The organism is Nonomuraea sp. NPDC026600 (genome assembly GCF_040638335.1).
GTDB lineage: Bacteria > Actinomycetota > Actinomycetes > Streptosporangiales > Streptosporangiaceae > Nonomuraea.
The window spans coordinates 125,751-147,701 of record NZ_JBEZYD010000020.1 but is presented as its reverse complement, the minus strand read 5'-3'; the positions used below and the strand labels follow the sequence as shown (position 1 = coordinate 147,701).

Below are 21,951 nucleotides of genomic sequence, written 5' to 3'. Positions count from 1 at the left end.
TCAGGTGGATGCCGGTGCGCTCCGGCCGGGCGATCCGCCGCGGCTCGGCGACTACCTGATCACGGGCCGTCTCGGCCAGGGCGGTCAGGGCGTCGTCTACCTCGGCACGGGTCCCGATGGTGAGCAGGTGGCGATCAAGCTGATGGCGGGCGGCAGGGCGGGCGGCATCGACCGTACGGCCCAGCGGGAGCTCGCCGCCGCCAGGCAGGTCGCCGAATTCTGCACGGCCCGGGTGATCACCGCCGACCTCGGCCACGACCCGCCCTACGTCGTGAGCGAGTACATCGAGGGCCCGTCCCTGGCCGACGTCGCGCCGCTGCGTGGCGCGGACCTCATCCGGCTGGCCATCAGCACGGCCACCGCGCTGACCGCCATCCACCGGGCGGGCGTGGTGCACCGTGACTTCAAGCCGGGCAACGTGCTGATGGCCAAGGACGGGCCGCGGGTCATCGACTTCGGCATCGCCCGGCTCGCCGGGCTCACCGCGACCAAGAACGCGGTGGCCGGGACACCGCCCTACATGGCGCCCGAGCAGTTCGGCGACGGGCCGGTCGGAGCGGCCGGCGACGTGTTCGCCTGGGGCTCCACGATGGCGTACGCGGCCACCGGACGGCCGCCGTTCGGCGAGGACACGATCGCCGCGGTCGCCTACCGGATCCTCCAGGCCGAGCCCGGCCTGGGCGACCTGCCGGAGCCGCTGCGCGGGATCGTGGCGCGCTGCCTGGCCAAGGCCCCCGCCGCCCGTCCCACGGCGCGTGACGTCCTGCTGGAGCTGCTCGGCGAGGACCGGCGCCCGGGGGAGTCCGACGCGCTGGAACAGGGTGCGCTCGCGGCCACCGAAGTGCTGGAGCAGAGTGCGCTCGCGGCCACCGAAGTGCTGGAACATGGTGCGTCGGCGGCTACCGGCCCGGTGGAGGCAGAGGCGCCGACGATCACCGCCACCCGGGTGCTGATGGCGCGCAGGAACGTGCTGACCGGGGCGGGCCTCGCGGCGACGGGTCTGGTGGTCACCGGGGCGCTGCTCTGGGCGCGCTCGGCCGGGCGTACGAACATCACCTCCACCACGGCCGCCGCCACCGGCACGCCGGGGCCGAGCACGTCCTCCTCCGGCACGCCCGAGCCCGCGGTCGCCCCGCCGCCCGCCAAGCCCGCGGAACTGGTCGCGGCCGTGGAGGCGGCGACCATCGTGACGCCTCTGGCCGACTTCACCTACGAGGGCGGCCTGAGCCAGAGCTCCTTCTACGGCGAGGCCCGGGGCCAGCTCGTCTTCGGCGCGACCGACGACATGAGCACGGACTTCAACATGCGGGTCGAGTCGGTCGGCGACACCCGGCAGGTGGTCGTCATAGGGAGCACCGACAAGCCGAAGGTCTACCTCGACGGCAAGCCGGTGACCGGAAAGGAGACGTCGGAGGCGCTCTACTTCGCCGAGATGCTCCCCGTGACCGCCGGGATCGGCGTCCTGCTCGACGTGATCAGCGTGACGCCGCGGATCAGCGGGGAGGCGCGGTCCTACTCCGGGTCCCTGGTGACCACCAAGGGGCCGCGGGTCGTACAGGACAAGATCTCGGAGATCACCGGCGGGTGGACCGCCGACGAGCTCGCCGACACCCAGCTCACCTGGAAGCTGAAGCTGGACGCGCGCGACAGGCCGATCTTCTTCGACCTGTCCTGGCGCGCGTTCAACGAGACCGGCCGGGTGGCCTCCTCCTTCTTCACCACCTACGTCAACTGGCGGGCGGGGAGCATCACGGCACCTCAGTAGGACTTCTGGGTCTGAACGTTGAAGTCATCCATCTTGACCTGCTTGGCCGGGTCGGTCAGCGGGTCGTCGATCTCGATGACGTCCAGGCCGCCGCGGATGTCGCTGGAGTAGATGTAGCCGTTGTAGTAGTAGGCCGACCACGAGCCCGCGACCCCGTCGTACGGTGCCGGGTCGTAGTAGCCGATCTCCTTGGCGTTCGAGGAGTCGGTGAAGTCCCAGATCGACACGCCGCCCTGGTACCACGACTGGACCATGATGTCCTTTCCCGGCACCGGGAGGAGCGAGCCGTTGTGGGCGACGCAGTTCTCGTTCTCCTCCTGCTCGCGCGGGATCTTGAAGTAGCCGCGCCGCTCCAGCCTGCCGTTCACGAGGTCGTAGATCGCGTCTGCGCCCTTGGTCCGCGGCGTCTCCCGGTCGCAGGTCGGCGCGGAGCCGCCACCCAGCTCGTCGCCGAACACGACCTTGGTCGCGTCGTTGTTGAACGTCGCCGAATGCCAGAGCTGGAAGTTCTCCTCGTCGCGTATCTGCTGCAGCACCCTGGGGTTGACCGGGTCGGAGATGTCGAGCAGCACGCCGTCGCCGAAGCACGCGGCCGCCGCCAGCTTCTTCTCCGGGTACGCCGTGATGTCGTGGCACCCGGCACCCGTCTCCTCACGGTCCGGGAAGAAGTTCGGCCTCGCCACGACCTTGGCGGCCTTGGGGTCCTTGGTGGGGATCTCCACCACCTGGAGGAGTTCGTGCGGCGGCGGGCAGGTCTTCGACTCCGGCTCGGGGCCGGGCGACGACACGTACACGTACAGCGTCTCCCCGTCGGGGATCATCGTGTGCGTGTGCGACCCGCAGTCGGTCGCGACGGCTGAGACGTACTTCGGGTTCTTCTTGTCGCTGACGTCGAAGATCCGCAGCCCCTCCCAGGAGCGGCTCTTCGTCGTGGAGGCGCAGCTCTCGTCGCTGCGCGGCTCGTCGATCGACAGGATCAGCAGGTCGCCGTAGATCGAGACGTCGTTCTGCTCCGCCGGGCAGGTGACCTGGCTGACCGTCTTCGGCTTGGCCGGGTCGCTGATGTCGTAGATCGAGAACCCGCCGAAATTGCCCACGTACGCGTAGTCGCCCTGGAAGGCCAGGTCGGTGTTCCAGTCCATGGCGCCGTTGAGCGGCGCCGTGCGGGGCATGTGCGCGACCTTCTTGACGTTCGGGCTCGTCTTGGCGTCACCGGTCGGCTGGGAGGTGTTGACAGGCTCGCCCGCGTCTCCGGAGGGATCCTCCCCTCGCGAACCCGCCTGCGGCCCGGCGCTGCACGCGGCCACCAGCAACACCGCCGCGCACACCACCGCCCCCCGTACCTTTCCGAAGATCACGCGCTTCCCTCTCGTTCGTGGCTCAGTATGGAAGCTATGTCAGTGATGTCCCGTTCGCGTGCGCTCATCGCCACAGTCTCGGCGGCACTCGTGCTGCCCGCGCTGTCGGCGTGCGCCCGGGAGCCGGAACAGCCGTCCGCGATCGGCACCGACGCTCCGGTGATCGTCCCACAGGGCCCGGGAACCCCCGCTCGCACGGCCACGCCCGGCGAACGCCTCGGCCAGCCGCCGCCCGCCCCGGCCGCCGCCGACGTCCGCTTCGCCGAAGGCATGATCCCGCACCACCGGCAGGCCCTGGAGATGACCGGCCTGGTCAAGGACCGTACGACGACACCCTCCGTACGCCGCTTCGCCGACCAGATCGCCGGCGCCCAGCGTCCCGAGATCACCGCCATCTCCTCCTGGCTCGCCTCTCTCGGCCGCCCGGTCCCCGCCGACCACGCCCACGGCCCCGAGGGCTACGGCATGGCCACCCTGGAGGAGATGAACGCCCTGCGCACGGCCCGCGCGGCCGCCTTCGACCGCCTGTTCCTGCAACTCATGATCAGACACCACGGCGGCGCCCTGAAGATGGCCGACGAAGAACGCTCCACCGGCACGGACCCACAGATGAGACGCATGGCAAGAGACGTCTACTCGGGCCAGAACATCGAGATTACGAGAATGAAAGCGGCCCTGACCTCAATACCCCAATAATCCCAGCAAACATCCAGAAACCCGACATACCCCCTACGTCACAGCCCACCGCCACAGCCCACCGCCACGGCGGCACGCGCCAGGGCGTGCAGGGCGGCGTGCGGCGCATGGGGTGCAGCGGATCCCCTGAGGCGAGGCCGCCGCGACCGGGGACGCGGGGCGGGAACGGCTCGGCGGCGGGGTGCGGTGCGCGTGGAGGCGCGGCGGGATCCCGGTGAGGTGCGGTCGCAACCGCGGCAGGACGTGCCAGGGGCGCAGGGCGGGAGTGACGCGGAGAGCGGGGCACGGCGAGTCCCCGCGAGGCGGAGCCTAGATCACGAACGTCAGCCAAATCCCCGGACCGGGGCCAAGAATGCGCACGTCACGGCGCGCAACCACCTCCACCGGAGAAGCGTGCCCCTGGACAGACCTCAGCTCCGTACGGCGGGTGGGGCCCACCGTGCTCAGCCGTAAAAGATCAAAAAGGGTTTAACTGGGCCAGAGCATGTTCGTGAGCTCGGCATCCAGGTCCATGAAGTCGGTCTCGCGCCCGGCCGGCACCTTCTCGTAGGTGCGGTGGAGGAACTCGGTCAACGGCGCCAGCGGCACTTCGAACAGTGCCTGCCCGAACGGTGACGTCAAGCTGATGTGCAGGGTGCGTTCGCCGTCGGCGCGTGCGGGCCATACCTGCACGTCGCCGTCGCCGACGCGTCTCACGATGCCGACTGTCAGCAACTCTCGGGCAAAGATCCACTCGACCGGTTCGTCGTTCCCTACGTGGAAGGCCATGCGGATGGCGTACGGGTCGTCGGCCGTGTAGCTCAGTCCGGCGAGCAGGGGGACGGTAGTACGGTCGGGGACCACAAGCCGAAGGCCAAGCTCGGCGGAGACGGTGGTGCTGTTCATCGTCAGCCAAACCTTTTCGTCGAAGGTCCCCTCTTCGGGGCTATCACTGCTCTGACGGACTTCGTCCTGAGCTATCACGCGGAACGAAGAAACCTGTAGGAAAGATTCCGCTCCTAGGCCCTTCTGTAACGCACATCACAGCTGGACATTTAGGCATCTACCTGGCTAAACGGCATCAATCGGGTCGTATTTACAAGGGTTTTGCGTGTTCATGGAGCCTGTTCCGGCGAGCCCACCAAGAACGTTCCTTGAGAAAAGATCACGATCGACACCTACCGGAACACGACGATGGTATGCCAACGAGCCGCCGCACCGATGGGCAACCGCACCCTTTCCCCGAATCCCCACCCGCGCCTCCCACCGCTTCGCGACCAGTCCCGGAGTGCGGTATGGTTTTCCCGTCGGCGCCGCAAGGGGCCGAGAGCGGGCGATTAGCTCAGCGGGAGAGCGCTTCGTTCACACCGAAGAAGTCACTGGTTCGATCCCAGTATCGCCCACCAGCACGTCAGCAGCCCCATCTTCCATCAGGGAGATGGGGCGTTTTTAATGATCGTGCGTCACCCATCCGGCAAAATTGCTCACTGTGGTGGTTGACGCACCCCGGCACTCGGCCTCCACGCCCGGCTGGACTCCAGATCCAAAACGCACAGTCACGCCGAAGATGAGGCGTCATCACGTTCGTCGGCGCGGCGGCGAGCGCGGGTCCTGTCCGGCGCATGGTGACCGCCTCAGCTCGCTGCCTGAGATCCCCCTTCCCTAGCCCGAGGTGAGGTTGAGCGGGGTGGTGACATGCAGGTTCCAGCTGAGGCCGGGCGGCGCGAGCGCGTGGTCGATCCAGGCGATCACTGGGTCGCCCGCGGCGTTCAGCGTCATGGCCAGTCTTTCCCCGAAGCCGCCCCTGTTCTTGGACACCGGGATGCTCTCGCAACGGCTGCCGGTGCAGACGGCGAGCATGAGCCTCTGGTGTTCGCGGCTCTCGAACGCCACCAGCGGGCGCCCCTGTCGGTCCAGGACCAGTGCTGGGACTGCGTGGTACTCGTCCCCGGCGCCCAGCGTGCGTATGTCGGCCTGAGAGCAGTCCGGGGTGCGGCAGTCGAGCAGTTTGTTCGCCTGGTCGCGCGGGTCCCGGTAAGCGATGGCGGGGCGGCCGTCGGGGCGCACCGCCATGGCCAGGCCGGCCGTCCACGGCAGCTTGTCGACGTTCGTCGGAGCAGGGGGAACGGGCCTGGCCACGCTCGGCCAGTGGCAGGCGGCGTCCAGACAGGAGATCACGTGGATCTGACCTGTGGCGGGGTCGTAGCGGGCGGCGACCGGACGGTCTCCGGGGCCGACGGCGACCGCCAGGTTGCGCTCGGAGGCGGGGTACCCGCCCGCCTCCAGACGGGCGACAACTCGCCATAGCGGCTGTGCGTCAGCTGCCGTGTCGCCGTCGGCATCAGTGGCAGGCAGTCGGCGACGATGATGTCGGTGCCCATCGTCGGTCCGATCGGGTCCATCAGGGTTAGCGCGACCCCGGCGAGCTCGGAGCCGATGAAGAAGGTCAACCGGTCCACACTCCGGTGGGTATCCCCGACGCCGAGGCCAGGTCGCGGTTCCGCACGACGGCGAGCGTGTGCGCGTCGGCCCCCACGGAGGCCCCGAAAGCGGGAAGGGCAGAAGCGGGAAAGACCGGGTTCGACTGGGACGCCGCGGAGAGCGAGGTGGCGGGGATCGTACAGCCCGCCCTGGTCGAGGATCCCGGGGTCCGTCCGGATGACGGGGGCGAGCGTCCTGACGTGACCTTGTCGGACGTCGGCGGGCTGGAGGAGGTGAAACGGCGCCTGGAGGCATCATTCCTCGTCCCTATGCGTAATCCGGAAATGCGTCGTCTTTACGGCCGTAGCCTTCCTGGTGGCCTCCTGCTGTACGGACCTCCGGGATGCGGCAAGACCTTTCTCGCGCGCGCCATCGCCGGGGAACTGGGGGCCGGCTTCTACACGGTCTCGCTGTCCGATGTCCTGGACATGTGGGTCGGTTCGAGCGAACGCAACCTGCATGAGATGTTCGAGATCGCGCGCCGCAACGCGCCGTGTGTGCTGTTCTTCGATGAGATCGATGCGCTCGGCCAGAAGCGCATGCATCTGCGGACGAGCACCGCGATGCGCGGGATGGTCAATCAGCTGCTGACCGAGATGGACTCGGTGAAGAGCGCCAACGGCGGCATCTTCATCCTGGGCGCGACCAACCATCCGTGGGACGTGGACACCGCGTTGCTGCGGCCGGGGCGGTTCGACCGCCTGCTGCTGGTGGCCCCGCCCGACGATTCCGCGCGTGCGGCCATCCTCCGGTATCACCTTCGTGACCGGCCTCTCGAAGGCATCGAGATCGCCACGCTGGTCCGGCGCAGCGAGCATTTCTCCGGCGCCGATCTGGCCCACCTCTGTGACACCGCGGCCGAGCACGCCATGCTGGACTCGGTCCGTACGCGGGAGGCGCGGCCGATCCGGATGACCGACTTCGACCAGGCGTTCGCCGAGGTGAAATCGTCGATCGGGCCGTGGTTGCAGGACGCTCGCAACGTGGTGATGTTCGCCGACTCGGCGGGCAAATTCGACGATCTCCTCGCCTACCTCAGGCGGCGGGGCATCGCATGAACGACAGCCAGAAGGCGATCCTGACCGCCCGCAATCTTGTACAAATGGGCCGATGGCGCGACGCGGCGCACGCTTTGGGCCCCGCGCTGGCCGCGGAGGACACCGCGTACGAAGCTCTCTGCCTGCGCGCCGTCTGCCTGCTCAACGCCCGCTCCGACCTGAACCGTTTCTGGGATTCAGCAGCCCGTGAGGCCGTGGAGTCCGCTCTCCGCCTCGAGCCACACGAGGCGTGGGCGCATGGCCTGATGGCCTCCATATTCCTGGATGGTTACCGGAACGCCGCCGCTCTCCGAGAGGCGACGGAGGCGGCCCGACTGGATCCGTCCGGCGTATGGACACTTCGCGTGCTGGCGCGGTGCCAGCTGGCGGTCTTCAGAGTCGACGACGCACGGCTCACGGCCGAGGCGGCGGTCGAAGCCGACCCGCAGGCGCCGCTCGCCTACCTGACGGTCGCCGACGTGGCGTGCGCTCGAAACGAGCGGGCCCAGGCCGAACGCGCGTACCGGGAAGGGCTCCGGCTCGATCCGAACGACGAGAGCCTCGCCCTGGGCCTCGCCGACCTGCTGTTCCTTCTCCGCCGTCCGCTCGAGTCGGCGGAGGTCTATCTCGCGGCCGCACGGATCAATGCGAGGAGCGCCGCGCTCCCCAAGGCGCTCAGCGAGATCTGGTGGCATCTGCGGATCGCCAGGGACAGCTGGCAGCGGAACCTCCGGTCGATATCCGCTCCGGAGATCGGCGGCCTCCCCGAACTGGTACGACCCGCATGCTCCCCGCCGATCGACGCGGTCGTGCGCGAGTTCCTCGCTGCCACGTCCGGGTCTCGTATCACGGTGGAAAAGCTGCTCGAACGGGCCCTCGACGTGTTCGGCTCGGTCGCCAGACGCCTTGAGGCGCAGCTGTTCGAAGGCTCGCTATCCGGCGGCGAGCTGAAGCGATTCGACTATCCGATGCCGGAGCCGGTCCCGCCTGTCCACGATCCGGAGGACTGGAGCGTCCTGGACATGGAGGGCGATCCCATTCCCCATGACGTCTCTCGTTTCCACCTGGCGGCCTCCACGTTGATCTATGACGCCGAACTCACAGCCGAATACGGCGGCCAGTTCGACGCGGCGGCCGATGGGAGCGCCGATCTGCGTGTGCGAGACGGTGATGATGCCGACTTCCATCAGATCATGGTGGAGATCCACGCGGAGGCGACCAGACTCGCGACCGCTTATCGTGTCTGCGCCGACGCGCTGTCGGACTTCGCCCGCAGTGTGGAACTGGCCAGGTCACAGGCATCCGGTGCGAGGATCTGGGCGGAGAGCGCGCGTCGCGCGCATGCCCAGGCCGTCCGGAGCTTCCGTTCCCTGGTTCCGGCGCCGGTTCCGCCGGACGGCGGCTGGCGCGCCTTGACCGAGTTCACGGCGGAGGAGCTCACCTTCGACCTGTCCGATCCGCACAAGAAGGAACGCTCCGTCGAGGTCGCCCGAGAGGCACGCGAGTGGGAAGAAGAACGCCAGGAGGCCATACGTTCCGCCCTCAAGGCGGTCAGCATCCGCGCTGAGGCCGAAACCCGTTGCGCGGAGGCCATCCGCTCCGTGCTGCCGCCCAGTGCCGCTCGCCTTGCCGCAGCCGATGAGCGAGACGCTGTTCCACCGCTGGTGGAGGATGTTCCACCGGCGGTGGACGAGGTGCCCGCCGCTTCGGAGATCGAGCGACTGCTCATGGGCCTGCACGGACGCTGAAACCGTTACCGATTCCCGTGACCCACGACAACAAGTACGCATCACCAGGACCAAGTCTGGAGGAGACTGCGACGGACAAACCGCCTTACTTCTGGAGCGAACATGACCTGGAAAGACCACGACCTGCCCGTACTCAAGGCGATCGTCCAGATGGCGGATGAAGGCGCGGCGCTGATCCAGCCGCACCAGATCGTCGAACGGCTCGGCATGGACCCGGTGGAAGTGCGGCGGGCGCTCGCCGCTCTTGCCGGCGAACGGCCGCCGTTCTTCCGGTTCACCGATGTCACGGGCGCCGACTCGGCCGGGCGGGAGATCGACGGCATCCACAGCCCGACCGGTGAGGCCCGCCGGGTCGTGGGAGCGTGGCCGGCCGAACTGCTCGCCAGGCAGATCATCGCCGGCCTCGAAGCCGCCGCCGAGGTGGAGCCTGACGAGGACAAGCGCGGCAAGCTCCAGCAGACCGCGCAGTTCCTTGGGACCGGTGGGTGGGGGGTCCTGCTCGGTGTGGTGGGGAACGCAGCGTCCGCGGTCGTCGAGGTTTGACGTGATGCCCAACGCCCTGGCGCCGCACGGCGGCCCCACGGCGCGTGCCCCGGACCGGGCCATGCCGGGGCTGGAGCTGCGGGCCACCATGGGGGTACGGCCCGCAGCAGAGGGCCGGTATGGGTTCTCTACCGGCCGATGGTCGCGGTCCAGTCCCCGCGCCTCAGTGTGATCACCCCAGAGGGGCTGATCTTCGCCCTGGCGGCATGGAATGGCAGCTCGCCGTGGCGGATCATGCGGTCCCGGGACGGCGTCCAGGTACGACCACAGCATGCGGGGGCCGGACTGGTGGACGGTTACGATGCCGTCGCTTTCCTCAGCGCGTGCCCACGACCCGTCCTCGTGGGTCATGACCGCGATGCGGGCGCTGCCGGTGTCCCAGTAGTGGTGCCGGATGCCGGGGGCGATGATCTCCAGCATGGTTCGGACGTCCCACGCCTCGATCACTTCCAGCACGAACGGGTAGCGGCTGGCCTGGACGTCCTCGCCGTCCTCGACGCGGGCGCGTTTGAGGAGGGCGCGGTCGCGCGGAGGGTAGTCGGGGCCGGTCCGGGTGTTCATGAACATCGCCCGGTCGCGCTCGACTCGGCCGACCGCGCTGCCGTCCTTCTGTTTCTCGGCGGTGAGAATCAGCCCCATATTGGTGAGGGTGGTGGCCAGCCGCCCGCCGACGTGCAGGGCTTGCAGCCATGAGGGCGGGACGGTGGCGACCGACACCATGGCGACGATGCGGTGCCATTGCCCCGGGAATGGGCCGGTGGCGTCGGCGGTGATGAGTTGCGGCTGGTAGCCGATCTCGTCGAGCCGGTCCTTGGCCGCGCTGTTGAGGTACGGGTCCACGTCGATCGCGGTGACGCGGGTGGAGCCGAGCCGGGCGCACAGCACGGCGGTGCCGTAGCCGCTGCCGGTGCCGACGTCCAGCACGGTGCATCGGTCGTCGATGGAGGCGTGCCGGTACATCTGGACCACCAGCCCCGGCAGGGTGGCCGAGGAGGTGGGCAGCCCGGACGGAACCGTGCCGGGTTCGGCTTGATCGGCGTGCAGGGCGCCGACACGAGTCACGAGGGTGCGGTTGCTGTAGGCGGCCTTCATCCACATGTCGTGGTCGGACTCGCCGTCGCGGAGCTCCCAGTCGTCGCCGTCGTCCCCCCACCAGCGGGGGACGAACGTGTGGCGGGGGACGGCCGCGATCGCGTCGCGCCACCTGGATCCGGGCGGGGTGGCGGCGGCGGCCAGGGCCTGCGCGTGGTTCTTCCAGTCCATGAGGAAGTATCCGCTGCTGTTGCTCACTGTCCGCCACCCATCGGGCGGAGCTGGGAGGGGATCTGCGGCAGGATGAGCGCGTTGCTCTCGCAGGGGGTCTCGGCCGGTTTGCAGTCGCCGCCGTCCTTGTTTGGCTTGCACTGCTTGAGCGGCGTGCAGTCCTCGTCGTCGTCCGCCGATCGGATCGGGCGGGGCACCTGTGCGAGCAGCTCGTACCAGACGACACCGTCGAGGATGTCGGCCAGTGGGGTGGTACGTACGTTCCCGGCTGAGGGCAGGAACCTGGACAGGACGCACATGCGGACGTCGCCGTCCCAGGAGATGGCGGCGCGGCCGTTGCCGCACTGGCCGCACAGCTCCTTCACGCCCATGGCGGTGGCGGCGCGGCCGACGCCGCGGATCCGGTCGGGAGCCCCGACGCGGGGAACGCCCAGCCTGGTCATCTCTTCGCGGGCCTCTTGGGCGCGTTGGTTGGGGCCGCCGCAGTCCACGATGCCGACCTTGAGCGGGATGTCGCGCATCACCGCTTCCACGATGTTGGCGCGGGTCCGGGCGTGGCTGCCCTTCCGGCCGGTGACCTTGTCGTGCTCGGCGGGCACGTCGCTGTAGTACGACGTGGCCAGGGTCACGTGCGGGTGGGAGAACAGCTCCCACAGCGGGGCGGTGACGCGGTACAGGTTGGAGTACACCTGCACGCTCAGCCCCGTCCCGAGAGCGTGCTCGGCCAGGCGCAGGAAGTCCGGATGCGTGGTCGGCTCGCCGCCGATGAGCTGGACCGTCGTGATGCCGGCGGCGGGGGCGGCGTCGATGAGGGTTTCCCAGTCGGCGCGGGTCATCTCGCCGTGCCCCTTGGTGGGGCCGGAGTCGGCGTAGCAGTGCAGGGGGCATTCGAGGTTGCACTTCTGGGTGAGTTCCAGTTCGAGGAACCACACCGGGTTCAGGCTGGGCGGTGCGGCCTGCGGGTTGCCTCCCTTCAGGTCGATGTTCAGGTCGTGCCGCGGAAGTTGTGGACGAGGGTCTGCCGGCGGGACCGCGCGGAGGCCAGCGTGTAGCAGCTGGAGCTGTGACGGTGGCCTTCACTCCGGCGGCGCGCATGGCTACAGGGCCACGCGCAGGCCTGGCGCGACCTCCATCAGCGCCTTGAATCCGGCCTTGTCGGCCTGGTAGTGGTCCTTGCCGCCCAAGCCGGCGTCGTACCCTCGGGCGGTCGCCTCGAAGTCGTCGAGACCTCGCGGATGTGGGAGGTCGCCGGGAGGGGCGGTGTTCGGCGGCATGTCACGCCGCGCCTCGCAGCCGGGCAGGGCGTGGCGCGCGTTGGGCTTCCAACTCCAGGTGCTTACGCAACTCGTCCAAGGTGGCCCCGCACCGGAGATTGGAGAGCCCGCTGTGTGCGGGGATCGTGGCGATGCGGACTGCGTACCAGCCCCCGCCGGCCGCGTCTGAGATCTCCCAGCCGGGGAACGCGCTGATCAATTCGCGCAATCTCACACTCATGGATACGCACCGGTGATCGCCTCGGACGGCGGGTGCGTGGCGCGCAGGTCCGCATAGCGGAGCGCCACGCGGCGACCGGCGCGCGCAGGGTCCGCTGACGGGTGCCACGCGTAAACGGGTCTCGGGCGTTCTGCGTTCCAGCCGACACGCCACCAAAAGCGAAGCCCGTCGGACCAGACCACCAGGTCAACCCATACGGATACCAGTGCCAGGCCGTACCCGTCGTGCACATCGGCGGCGATGCCCTCTTGCGCGAGTGCCTGCCGTAGCTGGTCGGCCGCGACGATCGGCGAAACGCCGGCGAGTTGCGGTGCACGAGTCGCCACGATGCATTCCTTTGTCCGCAGGTTTTGAAGGTGCCTCCACGCTATGAAGGGAAATAGAGGGCGGGCAAGCTATTCGTGTCATGGAATAAATCTTGAGTCGGAATAATCGCTAGTTCCCATGGCGGAATTTATCGGCCCATTCGGTGAGTAGCTCGATGGCTTCGTCTCCGAACCGCGCATGGCTAACGAAGAGGGAGAACCGCTCCCGGTGGTAGGCGATATCGCGGGGATCCCGCATGATTATCGCGCCGGAGAACACCTCCGCAGTGGCCAGCCGACTGTCGTAGACCGTGAACGTGCTCAGTGGCCCCTCTGGCAGGTGCGGTTGAGCCATGGGGATGACGCCCAATCGGATGTTGGGAAGAGCCGCCAGCGACGCCAGACGGCCGAGTTGGACCGCCATGACATCCGCCGGGCACAGGGGCCAGCGCACTGCTGCCTCGGTGAGGACGAAAGTGAAGCTCTTGCTTCGGTCGTACAGGACAGCCTGCCGCTCCAAGCGCTTGGCGATCGCCTGGGTAAGGTCGCCGGGGTTGCCGGCCAGGCTTGCCCGAGCGTACTCAGGCGTGTGCAGGAGACCAGTGATCATGGTCGGCAGGAAGTAGCACAGCTCGGTCGAGTCCGCTTCGATCGCGGCCAACTCGCGTTGACGATGATGTAGGCCGCGCCGAAGGGTAGAGCGCCAGTCCTGAAACTGCGTGTTCGCCAGCCGCGTGAGAGAGGTGATCTCCTCGATCATGTCAGGTGAAGCGTCCAGGGCGCACAGGATGCGCTCGACGTCGACTGCGGAGGGCAGGACCTTGCCCGTCTCAATCTTGGAGATCTTGCTCTGGCTGATGCCGCTTCGAGCGGCCAGTCGATCTCCGGTCAGGCCCGATGCCCTCCGTAGTTCGCGCAGCGCGGTGGCCAGATCGTTGCGCCGCTGGCCCAGTTCATTCGGCTCGAACACCGCTCCTCAGCCCAGCCTGATACTCATGGAAAGGCACCGAGTGGCCCATGGCTATATCCCGGTATCCGATGAAACGGGCGATGTCTGGACGGTCCAGTAGTTCGCGTCCCGCCTGGACGCCGTTCGGGTCATACTCCATGAGAACCACATGCTTTTCGTCGAACATCCAGAAATCGAAATCCGGTATTCCTGGATTGGGAGTGTCGGTGAGGTCTGCAATCCTGACGTCTTCGCCGGCTCGTGATGTGTGCCTGTACACCGCGAATTCATAGCGCAGGTAATCGGAGAGCGGTCGGGTAAGGGCATGCACTCTACCTATCGTGCGTCCCGAAGCCCTGAAGTCACGCACCCGGGTCAGCCATGCGTCGTCATCTGGGATGTGCAGCCGTCCCGTGGTCAGGAACGAGGTGAACTCCTCCTGCTCGCCCGGCATGGAGTACGCCGCGCGAGTCTCCAACCGCCAGGCCGAGCTCTGGAAGCCGTCGAAGAACTCGCGCCAGGCGTCACCCTCCAAGCGCACGTGCGGCCTCCAGGAGGACCTTGGCCGGAATGCTCACGATCGACTCTCCCTCGGGTGTCTCCCGATCGACGGTGTAGCCCTGAACGGCCACCATGCTGCTGTCGGGCATTGCGAAGACGGTCGGGCAGTCATCCCGCCCGCAGTCGCCGCCCGCGATCTTGACCAGATTCATGGTGACCTCCTGTAGTCGATTGCTCACTCTGAAGTTAAGTTGAGCATTCCTCGCGGTCAAATGCGATCCGGAATATTCGTGAGTTGGAATATCAGTGCGCTACATCATGCCGCCGTGCGGCGCCGGGTTCGATGCTCGTCCAGGAAGCAGAAGAACAGATCAAGTGGCTCCGCATCGCTGCGCCTCGCGTTTGATCTGGGGGCGGATCAGAATCGCCGCTCAGGTTCGCGGTCTGAGTGGTCTGAGTGGGCGGGGTGGTCGGCGGGCTCGGTCGGCTGGCTCCTGGGCGGCGGATGGTGTGGGACGTCGGGATCCGCCGGGAGACGGACGGTGAACACCGCCCCGGCTCCCGGCCGCCCGTCCGCCGTGATCGTCCCGCCGTGCCCGTCCACCACTTCCCGTACGAGGGCCAGCCCCAGCCCGAAGCCCCGGCCCACGAACCGGGTGAACAGCCGCTCGGAGTCGTCCGGATCCAGGCCTGCGCCGTCGTCGCGCACCTTGAGCTCCACCACCTCCGAGTCGCCGAAGACCGTCACCCAGATATGACCCCCCATGCTCGTATGGCCGAGCGCGTTGTCGAGGAGCGCGGCGATCACCCGGCGCAGCGCCGACTGCGCCCCGCGCACGATGTGGTCCTCGAGCCCCTGGCGGCGTACGTCGATCGTCACGCCGAGCGCCGCCGCGCGCGCCGCCTCGGCGACGGCCAGTTCCTCGGCCAGCGCGGCCAGGTCGACCGGGACGAACGGCCGGCGCAACTGCTTGAACTGGGCCGACACCAGCAGGTCCTCGACCACCTCGCCCAGTTGCCGGGTGCCGGTGACCAGTTGGTCGACCTCGTCGATGACCAGGATCTGGTCGGTTCCGCGCCGCACCTGGCGGGCGACGAGCTGGGCGCGGGTGTGCAGGCGGGTCAGCGGGGTGCGCAGCTCGTGGCTGACGTCGGCGGCGAACCTGCGCTGGCGGGCCAGGGCCTCACCCAGCGGCGCGATCGCCCGGCGGGCGAGGACCTGGCCGATCAGCAGCGCGGCCAGCAGCCCGGCGAGCTCGGCGGCGGCGAGCGTGCGGAGCAGCCGTTGCCGCTCGGCGGCCTGGTAGCGAAGGTCCATCACCGCCTGGGTCGCCACGTCACCGTGCCGCTCGGTGCGTACGAGATAGCTCTGCCCGGCCAGCTCGACCTGGTCGACCTGCGGCGCGCTGCCGGCGGCCAGGTACAGCGCGGTGTCCAGGGGCAGCGCCTCCGGTGCCCCTGGAGAGCTCTGTACGGTGCCGTCGCGCAGCTCGAACAGCCAGACGCAGGGGGGAGGGTGGGTGACGGAGCCGTGACGTGTCGCGGCGGCCAGGTCGCGCCGCGCGGAGTCGTGCTGGTCGTTCACGGTGACGCCGTAGACCACCGCCCCGAAGAGGGCGAGCACCAAGGAGATCGCGCCCGCCACCTGTACGGTGATCCGGCGGCGGGCCCCGATCAGCAGCCGCCGCTCCGGATCGGCCGCCTCCCGCCCCTTCACAGCCCACCCAGGCGGTAGCCCACACCCCGTACGGTGCTGACGATGCCCGGTCCCAGCTTGCCGCGCAGATAGTAGACGTAGGTGTCCACGATCGCGCCGGTGCGGGCGCCGTCGAAGACCCGCTGCCGCAGCGAGGCCCGCGTGTGCACCTGACGCGGCCGGCTCGCCAGCGCGTGCAGCAGCCGGCACTCCTGGCCGGACAGCGAGACCTCCTCGCCGGTCGGCAGCCGTACGGTGTGGGCCGCCGGATCCAGCCAGCCCGCGCCGACGGGCAGCAGCCCGGCCTGGTCCAGGTTCCTGCGGTGCAGCGCCCGCACCCTGGCCAGCAGCTCGTCGATCTCGAACGGCTTGACCAGGTAGTCCTCGGCGCCCGCGTCCAGCCCGGCGACCCGGTCGGCGACCGTGCCGAAGGCGGTCAGCAGGAGCACCGGCACGGTGACGGCCTGCCGGCGCAGCCGCCGCAGCAGGTCGATGCCGTCGACCACGGGCAGGCCCCGGTCGACGATCATGGCGTCGTAGGCGCGGCTCAGCCCCAGGTGCAGGCCACGCTGCCCCTCCAGAGCCAGGTCGACCGTGTATCCCTCGTCGGTGAACAGGTCTACCAACATGCCCCCGAGCTCGCGGTCATCTTCGACGAGTAACAGCCGACGGGAGGGTGAGCCGGCTGTACCCGATGTCCCAGCCACGGACCCACCGTGGCATCACTGCCGCAGAATTACCAGGGTCCCAACAAGCATTGACATTTCGCGAAAATGAAGATCAAGCCGAGGCTGCCTCCTCCAGGGGGCGTGGCTCTTCGGGTTCGGTTCTCCTGGTCTGTTCGAGGCGTTCCGGCAGCGCCAGTTTGTACAGCGGCAGGGCCCCCGCGGTCGTGATCACGGCCACGAGCACCAGCATGGCGAACAGCTCCTGCGTGATCATGCCCTGTGCCAGGCCGATGTTGATGAAGATGAGGATCATCAGCCCCCGCGCGTTCATGAGCGCGCCCACCGCGTACGACTCGCGCCAGCCGAACCCCATCGCCCTCATCGCCAGCGAGCAGCCGAAGTACTTCCCGCTGAAGCCCGCCGCCAGGATCAGCGCGAACGCCAGCAACATGGCGCCACCGGCGATGCCGTTGAGATGGGTGTTCAGCCCCGAGAAGGTGAAGAACACCGGCAGCAGCAGCGTCGAGACGACGTCCATCATGCGGCCGTGCAGCACCTTGCGGAAGGCCGGGTCGCGGGGCATGGCCAGCCCGGCGACGAAGCCGCCGAAGACGGCGTACACGCCGATCCAGTCGGTGAGCCAGCCCGCGGTGAGCGGGACGAGGATGACGACGTACATGGCGCCGGGGCCGAGCCGGCCGGTGCGCGCGAAGCTGGTGCCCAGTGGCCGCAGCAGCGGGCGGACCACCGTCAGCATCACCACCGCGAACACCACGGACAGGCCGATGGTGCGCAGGGCGCCGCCGGAGCCCGAGCCGAGGTGGATCGCCGACAGCACGGCGAGGATGCACCACGCCAAGGCGTCGTCGATGGCGGCCGCGATCAGCGTGAGCCGGCCGAGCGGGGAGTTCTCCAGTCTCCGCTCGTACAGGATTCTGGCCAGCATGGGGAAGGCGGTCAGCGACAGCGCGCCGCCGAGGAACAGGGCGAACTCCCACCGGCTGACATCCGGGCGGGAGAGCAGGTCCCACAGGAGCAGGCCGCTGCAGAAGCCCAGGGCCAGGGCGGGCAGGATGCCCGACCCGGCCAGGACCGAACCCCGGCGGACCTCGCCCGGTGACCGCGCGCCGTGGTCCAGCCCGGCGCCGACCAGGAACATGTACAAGGTCAGCCCGATGGTGCTCAGCACGTACAGGACCGGCCTGACCTCCTTGGGGAACAGGGCGGCCTGGGCCTCCGGGAGCAGCCAGCCGAACAGCGTCGGGCCGAGCAGGACGCCGGCCACCATCTCGCCGAGCACCCGCGGCTGCATCACCATCAGCGCCAGCCGGCCGCAGAGGCCCGCGACCAGCAGGATGACGACCAGGGCGGGCAGCACCTTCAGGATCAGTTCGAGGTTCGGGTCACCGGCGGCGACCAGCGCCATAGTGGGCATACCATTTCTCCGCTCGTAATCGGGACGATCAGTGGGAGACCGGCTGGCCGTCCTCCGCGAAATAGCGCGCGCACAGCCGCTGCCGGCGCGCGTCCCAGACCATGTAGCTGCCGAGGACGAGCTGGACGAGGCTGCGCCAGACGTCCTCCCACCGGTCGCGGAACCGCACGAACAGCAGCAGCGACCGGTGGGTGGCCCTCCTGGGGGCGTACCGCGGCGTGAGCAGGCACGGCCCCCGGTTGGGCAGGGACCGGGTGTGGGCGGCGGAGGAGTCCAGGGCGTACAGGCGCAGGATCTCCTCCGCCGCGACCCGCATGGCGATCGGCGCCAGCCGCCAGGCCGGGCAGGGCCGGTTGGCGGCGATGCCGAACGGGATGTGGTTGAGCTCCCGGGCCGCGACGCGGTCGGGATGGAAGCGGCCGGGGTCGAAGCGGCCGGGGTCGGTGAAGCCCGCGCGGTGGAACTCGGGGTAGTTGAAGCACAGCACCGAGCCGGCCGGGATCGCCGTGCGCTCGTCGAGCGGGATGTCGCCGGTGGTGACGCGGTGGGCGACGCCGAAGAGCGGGTAGAGCCGCAGTGTCTCCGAGATCACCTGGTCGAGGTAGCGGGGGCCACTCGTCAGCGCCCTGGCCTGTACGTCCGGGTGCTGGGCGAGGACCATCAGCAGGTGGGCCATGGCCTCCGACAACTGGACGACCGCGGTGTTGAAGAAGGCGCCCTGCAGGTACAGCGCCTGCTCCCTGGCCGACAACCCTTCGGGAAGCGGGTGCCGCACCCGTGGCAACTGCTCCACCAGATACCGGGTCAGCCGGTCGCGCCGGTGCATGTGCCGCAGCCCGCAGCCCTTGAGCGCGGTGACGACGTCGTTCGCGTTGCCGATGATCAGCTCGCGGGCCGCCCAGGGGCACCGCCTGCCGAAGACGAGCTCGTAGGAGAACTCCGCCCAGAGCGGCATCATCAGGTCGCGCAGCCGGACCAGCCCGCGCGCGTCCCGCAGCGTCCGCGCGACGCAGCGGCGGGTCAGCTCCTCCGCTTCCGTACGCGGCAGGGAGAGGAAGCCGCGGGTGGCCCGGGCGACGGCGTCATATCGTTCCCCCGCCTCCAGGTGCTCCTGGTGCATCTCGGGGCCGGGCGCCAGCCAGTACCAGAACAGGTCCGACAGGGCGGCGCCCTTGCTCCGGCCGCCGGCCGCCGGGTGGGAGTAGACCTCCTTGAACCGCTCGACGCCGACCAGGTCGCCGGGTACGGGGATGCCCTCGTCCCCGTTGACCCGGTTGAAGACGCGGAGCCGCAGCGCCACGACCCGGCCGGGCAGCCACCACGGCAGGCTCAGCACCGCGCCGGCGGCGAGCGCCCCAGCCACCACGCCGGCCACCACGGTCAGCATGCGCGTCGCACCATCCCCGGTTCGAGCTCGTCGATCGACGCGCAGCCGCACAGGGTGAGCGCCCGTTCCACCTCCGAGCGCAGCAGGCTGAGCACGCGGCCCGCGCCCCGCTCGCCGTCCGCCGCCAGGCCCCAGATCACCGGACGGCCGACCGCGACCGCCGCGGCGCCCAGCGCCAGCGCCTTCAGCACGTCGGTGCCCCGCCGGACACCGCCGTCGAGCAGCACGGGTACGGCTCCGCCGACGGCGCTCACGATGTCCGGCAGCAGGTCGATGGCCGCCGGGACCGTGTCGAGCTGCCGCCCGCCGTGGTTGGAGACCAGCAGCGCTGAGACGCCGTGCTCGAGCGCCAGGCGCGCGTCGGCGGGATGCGCGACGCCCTTGAGCGCGATCGGCAGCGCCGTCATCTCCCTGAACTGGTCGATGTGCGCCCAGGAGAGCTCTGGTGACATGACGATCGGCCGCACCCGCGCGCCGTCGCGCAGGTTCTCGCAGCACATGCCCTCGGGCAGGTCGTGGAAGCCGTGGCGCCGGTCCCGGGCCCGCGCCCCCAGGGTGGGGGAGTCCACCGTGACGACCAGCGCCTTGCAACCGGCCGCCTCGGCCCGCCGGACGAGCGTCTCGGTGAAGGCCGGGTCCGGCTGGATGTAGAGCTGGAACCAGAGCTCGGCGCCGGGCGCCGCCGCGGCCACGTCCTCGACGGCGACCGTGGACGCCATGCTGACGATCATGATCGTCTCGGCGGTCGCGGCCGCCCGCGCCGTGGCCCGCTCGCCCTCGGGGTCGGCGAGCCGGTGGAACGCGGTCGGCGCCACCAGCACGGGCATGGCCGCGTGGCTGCCGAGCAGGGTGACGTCGAGCTGGAGCTTCCCGGCGCCGCGCAGCACCCGCGGCAGCAGCGCGAGCCGGTCGAAGGCCGCCTCGTTGGCCCGCAGCGTGACCTCGTCACCGGCCCCGCCGGCGAAGTAGTCGTAGTGGGCGGGATCGAGGCGAGAGCGGGCCGCGGCCTCGAACTCGCCCAGTGTGTCCATCACGCCGGTACCGAGGCGGCCTGGGCGGCGAAGAAGGCCCGGAGCGGCTCGAGGTGCACCTCGGGGGAGGTCCACTCGTTCTCCAGGTTCTCGGTGATGTGGTGGACGGCGGGTGGCGTGCCGGGCCGGTGATGCCGGACCACCGGGTGCAGGTAGTGGCCCTCGTGGGCGCGCGCGGAGTCGCTCTGCCGGATCCGGCCGACCGCGATGTCGAAGGGGTCGACCTTGTCGTGTTCCGGGCCGTACTCCAGCGTGATCGCGTAGTGGCCGCCGTCGCCGATCGGCGGGCCCTGCAGATCGACCGGCAGTTCCTCCAGGTAGCGCGCCCCGCCCCGGTCGTCGGGGACGATGACGTCGGCCATCAGGCCGAACTGCTGCCACAGCGCCGAGGAGCGGTTGACCCGTTCGAGCACCGCTGCCGCCATGGCCTCCGGGGCGGCCGCGAGCTCGCGGGCCGGCCAGGGGACGCCGTGGTACCTGTTCTCCAGGATGCGGTGCAGTGAGCGCGTGCCGTAGCGGAAGCCGTGGATGAAGCCGCTGGTGCCGCGCTTGAAGTCGCGCGACTGCGTCAGTGTTCCGGCGAAGTGGAGGCCGGGCACGCTGACCGACTCGTAGGCGGGGGTGAGCGCCGGGAACCTGTCCTGGATCATCAGCTCCGGACGGCACCCGTCATCGAAGATCGAGGCGTCGAACCGGAAGCCGGTGCAGACGATCACCCGGTCGTACGGGATGTCCTTGGTGACCTCGTCGGCGCGGGCGAAGCTCACCGTCACCAGGTAGGAGCCGTCGGCCTGCTGCTCGATCCGCTTGACCGAGCCGTCCAGCACCGCGTTCTGGGACTTGAGCTGGTAGGTGTCGAGGAAGTTGTTGTTGACCGCGCGCAGGTGCCCGACGAAGTGGGTGCGCCACGCCATCCGTACGGAGTTCGGCCCCGCGACGTGGATCACCGCGGCGGTCTCGACCAGGTTGTCGGCCGTCTCGAAGGCCGAGTTGCCCTTGCCGATGACGAGCACCCGCTGGTTCAGGTAGCCGGCCGGGTCGGTGGCGGCGGTACCGTACGGCTCGGCCGTCTCGATGCCCGGTATCTCCGGGATGTTGGGCCGGGTGACCCCAGCCGCGACGATCAGGCGCTTGGCCTCATAGGTCCGGCCGCGCTCGTCGGTCACCTGGAAGGGGCCCTCGCCGGGCGCGCGGGTGACGTGGGCGGCGCGCGCGTCGTAGACGATCCGCAGGCCCCAGGCGGCGGCGAAGTCGGCGAGGTAGCGGACCATGTCGTCGGCGGCGGGGAAGTACCGGTCGCTGTAGCGGGTGAAGAGCAGGTCCTGGTCGTCCGACAGCAGGGAGTTCCAGTCCATCCGGAGGTTGAGCTCCGGGTCGGAGGAGCCGGTGTGCTTCTTGTTGATCGAGATGAGCGTGCGATGGCGGGGGAAGGCCCGGAAGAACATGCCCGGTGTGGGACCGGCTTCGAGGATCAGGTACGACCGCCCCGCCTTTTCCAGGAAATATCCCAACTGCAGCCCAGCCGGGCCGGCGCCGATCACCAGGTAGTCGAGGGCGTTGTCCGGCACGGATGCCTCCGTCACAGCGATGTGGTTGAAGGGACAACAGCAGTGTT

Annotated in this window: 24 protein-coding genes, 1 tRNA gene and 1 pseudogene; 6 read left to right on the top strand and 20 right to left on the bottom strand. The window is 69.2% G+C overall.

Going from position 1 to position 21,951, the window contains the following annotated elements; translation table 11 throughout:
- Positions 1-4 precede the first annotated feature (4 nt).
- Positions 5-1,765, top strand: a complete 1,761-nt coding sequence (locus AB0F17_RS37305) for a serine/threonine-protein kinase (RefSeq protein ID WP_358032662.1) — start codon at positions 5-7, stop codon at positions 1,763-1,765.
- Here the strand turns inward: AB0F17_RS37305 and AB0F17_RS37300 are convergent.
- Positions 1,759-3,123, bottom strand: coding sequence for a hypothetical protein (locus AB0F17_RS37300; RefSeq protein WP_358032658.1), 1,365 nt, complete (start codon positions 3,121-3,123; stop codon positions 1,759-1,761). The two genes, AB0F17_RS37305 and AB0F17_RS37300, sit on opposite strands and share 7 nt — an antisense overlap.
- A 45-nt stretch (positions 3,124-3,168) precedes the next feature.
- Between AB0F17_RS37300 and AB0F17_RS37295 the strand changes: the two genes are divergently transcribed.
- On the top strand, positions 3,169-3,819 hold the full coding sequence (locus AB0F17_RS37295) for a DUF305 domain-containing protein (protein WP_358032656.1): 651 nt from the start codon (positions 3,169-3,171) through the stop codon (positions 3,817-3,819).
- A 468-nt stretch (positions 3,820-4,287) separates the two neighbouring features.
- Here AB0F17_RS37295 and AB0F17_RS37290 read toward each other — a convergent pair whose 3' ends face one another.
- Entirely contained in the window at positions 4,288-4,704 is a 417-nt protein-coding gene (locus AB0F17_RS37290; protein WP_020547189.1) for an SsgA family sporulation/cell division regulator, read from the bottom strand.
- 425 nt (positions 4,705-5,129) lie between these two features.
- On the opposite strand from AB0F17_RS37290, the gene AB0F17_RS37285 reads away from it, so the two are divergent.
- A tRNA-Val gene (locus AB0F17_RS37285) sits at positions 5,130-5,204 on the top strand.
- A gap of 256 nt (positions 5,205-5,460) precedes the next feature.
- On the opposite strand, the gene AB0F17_RS37280 is transcribed toward AB0F17_RS37285, so the two are convergent.
- The gene (locus tag AB0F17_RS37280) at positions 5,461-5,976 is read right to left on the bottom strand and encodes a hypothetical protein (protein ID WP_358032653.1); all 516 of its coding nucleotides are present in this window, start codon (positions 5,974-5,976) and stop codon (positions 5,461-5,463) included.
- Positions 5,973-6,257 (bottom strand): hypothetical protein, encoded by a 285-nt coding sequence (locus tag AB0F17_RS37275; protein WP_358032651.1) that lies wholly within the window; start codon positions 6,255-6,257, stop codon positions 5,973-5,975. The genes AB0F17_RS37280 and AB0F17_RS37275 overlap by 4 nt, the downstream gene beginning before the upstream one ends.
- A 6-nt stretch (positions 6,258-6,263) precedes the next feature.
- Here AB0F17_RS37275 and AB0F17_RS37270 point away from each other — a divergent pair, with 6 nt between their 5' ends.
- Entirely contained in the window at positions 6,264-7,337 is a 1,074-nt protein-coding gene (locus tag AB0F17_RS37270; protein WP_358032648.1) for an ATP-binding protein, read from the top strand.
- Between the two features lie 176 nt (positions 7,338-7,513).
- Here the strand turns inward: AB0F17_RS37270 and AB0F17_RS37265 are convergent, their stop codons facing one another.
- The gene (locus AB0F17_RS37265; RefSeq protein ID WP_358032645.1) at positions 7,514-8,011 is read right to left on the bottom strand and encodes a hypothetical protein; all 498 of its coding nucleotides are present in this window, start codon (positions 8,009-8,011) and stop codon (positions 7,514-7,516) included.
- A gap of 237 nt (positions 8,012-8,248) precedes the next feature.
- Positions 8,249-8,503: a hypothetical protein gene (locus AB0F17_RS37260; protein ID WP_358032643.1), complete on the bottom strand. Its 255-nt coding sequence runs from the start codon at positions 8,501-8,503 to the stop codon at positions 8,249-8,251.
- 663 nt (positions 8,504-9,166) lie between these two features.
- On the opposite strand from AB0F17_RS37260, the gene AB0F17_RS37255 reads away from it, so the two are divergent.
- Together AB0F17_RS37255 and AB0F17_RS37250 are read left to right on the top strand one after the other, a co-directional pair.
- Positions 9,167-9,607, top strand: coding sequence for a hypothetical protein (locus AB0F17_RS37255; RefSeq protein WP_358032806.1), 441 nt, complete (start codon positions 9,167-9,169; stop codon positions 9,605-9,607).
- Positions 9,608-9,745: 138 nt separating this feature from the next.
- Complete coding sequence (locus AB0F17_RS37250; protein WP_358032803.1) at positions 9,746-10,300, top strand: hypothetical protein; 555 nt, start codon at positions 9,746-9,748, stop codon at positions 10,298-10,300.
- On the opposite strand, the pseudogene AB0F17_RS37245 reads toward AB0F17_RS37250, so the two are convergent.
- The 14 genes and pseudogenes from AB0F17_RS37245 to AB0F17_RS37180 all read right to left on the bottom strand — a co-directional run.
- A pseudogene (locus AB0F17_RS37245) lies at positions 10,250-10,567 on the bottom strand (methyltransferase domain-containing protein); the annotation flags it as partial. The gene AB0F17_RS37250 and the pseudogene AB0F17_RS37245 overlap by 51 nt on opposite strands.
- 326 nt (positions 10,568-10,893) lie before the next feature.
- Positions 10,894-11,802, bottom strand: a complete 909-nt coding sequence (locus AB0F17_RS37240; protein ID WP_358032641.1) for a radical SAM protein — start codon at positions 11,800-11,802, stop codon at positions 10,894-10,896.
- A gap of 165 nt (positions 11,803-11,967) precedes the next feature.
- A complete protein-coding gene (locus tag AB0F17_RS37235) occupies positions 11,968-12,144 on the bottom strand; it encodes a hypothetical protein (RefSeq protein ID WP_358032639.1) in 177 nt (58 codons plus the stop codon).
- Position 12,145: 1 nt separating this feature from the next.
- Complete coding sequence (locus AB0F17_RS37230; RefSeq protein ID WP_358032636.1) at positions 12,146-12,364, bottom strand: hypothetical protein; 219 nt, start codon at positions 12,362-12,364, stop codon at positions 12,146-12,148.
- Positions 12,361-12,690, bottom strand: a complete 330-nt coding sequence (locus tag AB0F17_RS37225; protein ID WP_358032634.1) for a hypothetical protein — start codon at positions 12,688-12,690, stop codon at positions 12,361-12,363. Before AB0F17_RS37225 ends, AB0F17_RS37230 begins: the two co-directional genes overlap by 4 nt.
- A 109-nt stretch (positions 12,691-12,799) precedes the next feature.
- Positions 12,800-13,639, bottom strand: a complete 840-nt coding sequence (locus tag AB0F17_RS37220; protein WP_358032632.1) for a helix-turn-helix transcriptional regulator — start codon at positions 13,637-13,639, stop codon at positions 12,800-12,802.
- Positions 13,623-14,159, bottom strand: coding sequence for a DUF6879 family protein (locus AB0F17_RS37215; protein ID WP_358032630.1), 537 nt, complete (start codon positions 14,157-14,159; stop codon positions 13,623-13,625). The genes AB0F17_RS37220 and AB0F17_RS37215 overlap by 17 nt, the downstream gene beginning before the upstream one ends.
- Positions 14,143-14,331 (bottom strand): hypothetical protein, encoded by a 189-nt coding sequence (locus AB0F17_RS37210; protein ID WP_358032626.1) that lies wholly within the window; start codon positions 14,329-14,331, stop codon positions 14,143-14,145. Before AB0F17_RS37210 ends, AB0F17_RS37215 begins: the two co-directional genes overlap by 17 nt.
- A gap of 206 nt (positions 14,332-14,537) precedes the next feature.
- The gene (locus tag AB0F17_RS37205; RefSeq protein ID WP_358032623.1) at positions 14,538-15,836 is read right to left on the bottom strand and encodes a HAMP domain-containing sensor histidine kinase; all 1,299 of its coding nucleotides are present in this window, start codon (positions 15,834-15,836) and stop codon (positions 14,538-14,540) included.
- Positions 15,833-16,522 carry a response regulator transcription factor gene (locus AB0F17_RS37200; protein ID WP_358032621.1) on the bottom strand — a complete coding sequence of 230 codons (690 nt, stop codon included), beginning with the start codon at positions 16,520-16,522 and terminating at the stop codon, positions 15,833-15,835. The genes AB0F17_RS37205 and AB0F17_RS37200 overlap by 4 nt, the downstream gene beginning before the upstream one ends.
- A 73-nt stretch (positions 16,523-16,595) precedes the next feature.
- The gene (locus AB0F17_RS37195) at positions 16,596-17,918 is read right to left on the bottom strand and encodes a cation:proton antiporter (RefSeq protein WP_358032619.1); all 1,323 of its coding nucleotides are present in this window, start codon (positions 17,916-17,918) and stop codon (positions 16,596-16,598) included.
- A 28-nt stretch (positions 17,919-17,946) separates the two neighbouring features.
- Positions 17,947-19,305: a cytochrome P450 gene (locus tag AB0F17_RS37190; protein ID WP_358032617.1), complete on the bottom strand. Its 1,359-nt coding sequence runs from the start codon at positions 19,303-19,305 to the stop codon at positions 17,947-17,949.
- On the bottom strand, positions 19,299-20,336 hold the full coding sequence (locus AB0F17_RS37185; protein WP_358032790.1) for an alpha-hydroxy acid oxidase: 1,038 nt from the start codon (positions 20,334-20,336) through the stop codon (positions 19,299-19,301). The genes AB0F17_RS37190 and AB0F17_RS37185 overlap by 7 nt, the downstream gene beginning before the upstream one ends.
- On the bottom strand, positions 20,336-21,904 hold the full coding sequence (locus AB0F17_RS37180) for an NAD(P)-binding domain-containing protein (RefSeq protein ID WP_358032615.1): 1,569 nt from the start codon (positions 21,902-21,904) through the stop codon (positions 20,336-20,338). The genes AB0F17_RS37185 and AB0F17_RS37180 overlap by 1 nt, the downstream gene beginning before the upstream one ends.
- Between the last annotated feature and the right edge of the window lie 47 nt (positions 21,905-21,951).